At 48.7% G+C, this 2,997-nt stretch carries 4 protein-coding genes; all 4 read right to left on the bottom strand.

Features of this window, described 5'->3' with window-relative positions; genetic code table 11:
• Positions 1 to 475 precede the first annotated feature (475 nt).
• Genes IK083_06240 through IK083_06225 form a run of 4 tightly spaced genes read right to left on the bottom strand, consistent with a single transcriptional unit; the run spans position 476 to position 2,127 of the window.
• On the bottom strand, positions 476 to 952 hold the full coding sequence (locus IK083_06240; protein ID MBR4749150.1) for a hypothetical protein: 477 nt from the start codon (positions 950 to 952) through the stop codon (positions 476 to 478).
• Between the two features lie 3 nt (positions 953 to 955).
• Positions 956 to 1,588: a hypothetical protein gene (locus IK083_06235; protein MBR4749149.1), complete on the bottom strand. Its 633-nt coding sequence runs from the start codon at positions 1,586 to 1,588 to the stop codon at positions 956 to 958.
• Between the two features lie 59 nt (positions 1,589 to 1,647).
• Entirely contained in the window at positions 1,648 to 1,953 is a 306-nt protein-coding gene (locus tag IK083_06230) for a hypothetical protein (protein MBR4749148.1), read from the bottom strand.
• Between the two features lie 9 nt (positions 1,954 to 1,962).
• Complete coding sequence (locus IK083_06225) at positions 1,963 to 2,127, bottom strand: hypothetical protein (GenBank protein MBR4749147.1); 165 nt, start codon at positions 2,125 to 2,127, stop codon at positions 1,963 to 1,965.
• Positions 2,128 to 2,997 lie beyond the last annotated feature (870 nt).

Below are 2,997 nucleotides of genomic sequence, written 5' to 3'. Positions count from 1 at the left end.
CGTCATCTCGGCGGTTTTGACGTCAGGCAAAACCGGTAATTCGGGGCCCCCACGAATAAAGGTATTCGTGGGGTGAATAAGAGATCCCCTTCAAACTGTCGGAAGGGCCACGGCACGGCACCATACTCACCGCCGGGGGGTAAGTATGTTTTGTCCCGTCGGGCCGGTCCGTGGCCCGGGCTCGCGGCTCCGTGACAGGGGATATCTTACCGGCGAGGGCAATAAGCCCTCGCCGCCGATATGACGTTGGAGTTGAACGGGACAGAAAAGGCGCCTTGGCCCGCATTTCTTTTGAAGGGGATCCCGTCCCCAAGCCCTGTGGGCTTGGGGACGGGATGACAATAAAGAGTTTCCCTCTCACAGCCACAGGCTGTGAGAGGGAAACGGATCGCAAGCAAGGGATGACCCCTTCAGCGCCGGTATGTCGGTCGTTGATGCCTTGCCGCCAACGGGAACCGGAAATGACCCGGGGCATTTATTTGTTCCCGCTCTCGCTGCGCTCTTTTCGGAGCTTTTCCACAGCCGATAGTATCAATGGATCTTTCTCCGGAATATAATTCGTATTCCAAAACGGATCGTGACTTCTGTCATCAGGCGAAGACAAAAGCTCCTGCGCTAATCCGTCCATTATATCAACAGCATCATACTTCTTGGGATCCATATCCATTCTGTAATACAGATATGCCAATAAGCAATATGGATCTGAAAAATGTTGAGGAGACTCATAGTTGTAATTCCATAACAGATGGGCAAAATTACAAGCAGTTATTCCATCATTGCACCTGGTTCTCATGTATTGATCTATTGCCGGAAAGACCCCCTGCCACCCGTATTTATCTATGATATCGTTATATGCAATTTGCAATTGTTCTTCATCATCGTCATTCAGATCTTCGTCCCACGGACGATCAAACAGATAGCTGATAATTTCGTTAATATCGGTATTCTTCATACTTTACTCCCATTTGAAATTTTTGTCAAAAACGTCAGGTGTATTTTCATATAGCTTTCTTAATGCGCAATATACCTTTTCCAGTGATTTGCTGTTTGGTCTGAAATGACCGCTCATTGTATCAACACCCTTTATCCTTCCTTTATAGAAATAAATCATTCCTGCGCACTTTACGACGGGATCTTTTCCGCGACCGGGGCTTTTTCCAGACCCCGCAATACGGCCCCTCCAACGGCTTTCAGCCGTCGATGCGGTCGGAAGCACTTCCTGTACCCCGCTTGTACGGACATTTCCATTTGCCTTCTCCGGCTTTGCCGGAGCAAGGAACAGGCAAATGGCTCTGTCCCGGATCTCAAAGCGCAAACGGCCAAACGCCAGTGCGTTTGACATATGCCGTTTGCGCAGAGATGACGCGGGGTTGTGGGCGAAGCCAATGCCGCCGAGATGACGCGGGGTTGTGGGCGAAGCCAATGCCGCCGAGATGACGCGGGGTTGTGGCTCGCGGTTCTTTTTAAGGGGATCTCTTACCGCCAAGCCTGACGGCTTGTCGCCGAGATGACGTTTATTTTGAACGGGACGCAGTTTGCTCCGGGATGAGGTTGGTGCTAAACGGGACAACGGGATGACGGCAATCATAAGCATCGTAAGTACCCGCCTCTCGCCGACTGGAACAGCAAACAAGGGCTGCGCCGTTATTAACCGCCGCTCTCGCTGCGCTCTTTTCGGAGCTTTTCCACCGCTTTTATCATTTCGGGGTCCCGCTCTGTCGTATAGTCATCGTCGATCCACAAGTGTTTTTTGATCCCTGCTGCTTCAAGGAGCCCGTATGAAACGTCATCCATGATCTGAGCATCGTATTTGACCGGTTTCAAATCAAATATATCATAGAGATGCGCAAGAAAACCGTAAGGATCGGGAATAACATGTTCGTGGCCATCATATGACCAAAACCAAGTTGCAAAGCTTCTGGCGTCTTTTGGCGTCCGACAGTGTTCAAGCATATATCGTTCTCAGCTTTCAAATACCTGCAACCAGCCAAATTCTTCAATAGCAGCCCGGGCTTTACCAATGAGCGAATCATACAGTTCGTCTCCAATGGGTGAATTGTCATTCATAACATCGATAGCATCTCTGCTGAACAAATCCTTGGTGATCGCTTCAAGTTTGTCATTCATAGTTTTTGGCTCCTTCGTAATTATTGGTGAATAGCTCCGGATGCTTATCGCGAAGCTTGTTCATGATCTGAGTCACTTTTTCCAGCGATTTATTGTTCGGCCTGAAATGACCGCTTGCATTGTCGAACCAACAAATACGACCCTTATTAAGCTTTATCATCCCGGCGCACTCTACTACCGGATCTTTCCCTCCTATAAGGGTTGGATGAGGGGATTTGCCGCTTATGTTGTTGCGGTTGTGACGTTTACCGACAATCAGATTTCCGTCCGTATCTAAAACATAAGTGAATAATCCGCTTGCAGTGGGGCCGGACCGATTCCCGGTATCTTTCCCGAAAACTTGCGATGGTTTGAATAGAGATATTCGGACTGAGATGTGTTGGCTCCATATGGAGCCGGCACATTTTTTATCTGCCTGATTTTGTCAGCAACGCGCCGTAATGTCTTACAATTTATTATACCATATCAAGAGGAAAACTTCAACACTTTCAACCAAGAGTCCAGCATTTTTACAACTATTGTAGTTTTTTTGAGTTTCTTAAAAATACTTAAAACTTCCTAAAAATGTGCAAAAACGCGTAAAAACTTCAAATTTATAAATTGCATTTTTTATGGATCACCGTCGTCTCTGAAGGAAAGAAAGCCGTTTACGACGCAGGCCTGCCGCCGGGGTTGGCAGCAAGAAGGCTTTCCGGTTTTTTGTCCCGTTGGGCCGGCGGCCGATCCAGACGTCATCTCGGCGGTTTTGACGTCAGGCAAAACCGGTAATTCGGGGCCCCCACGAATAAAGGTATTCGTGGGGTGAATAAGAGATCCCCTTCAAACTGTCGGAAGGGCCACGGCACGGCACCATACTCACCGCCGGGGGGT

Source organism: Abditibacteriota bacterium (assembly GCA_017552965.1).
In the GTDB taxonomy this organism is placed as follows: domain Bacteria; phylum Armatimonadota; class UBA5829; order UBA5829; family UBA5829; genus RGIG7931.
Note: the sequence above shows the minus strand (reverse complement) of the source record. Positions and strands in the feature narration are given on the sequence as shown.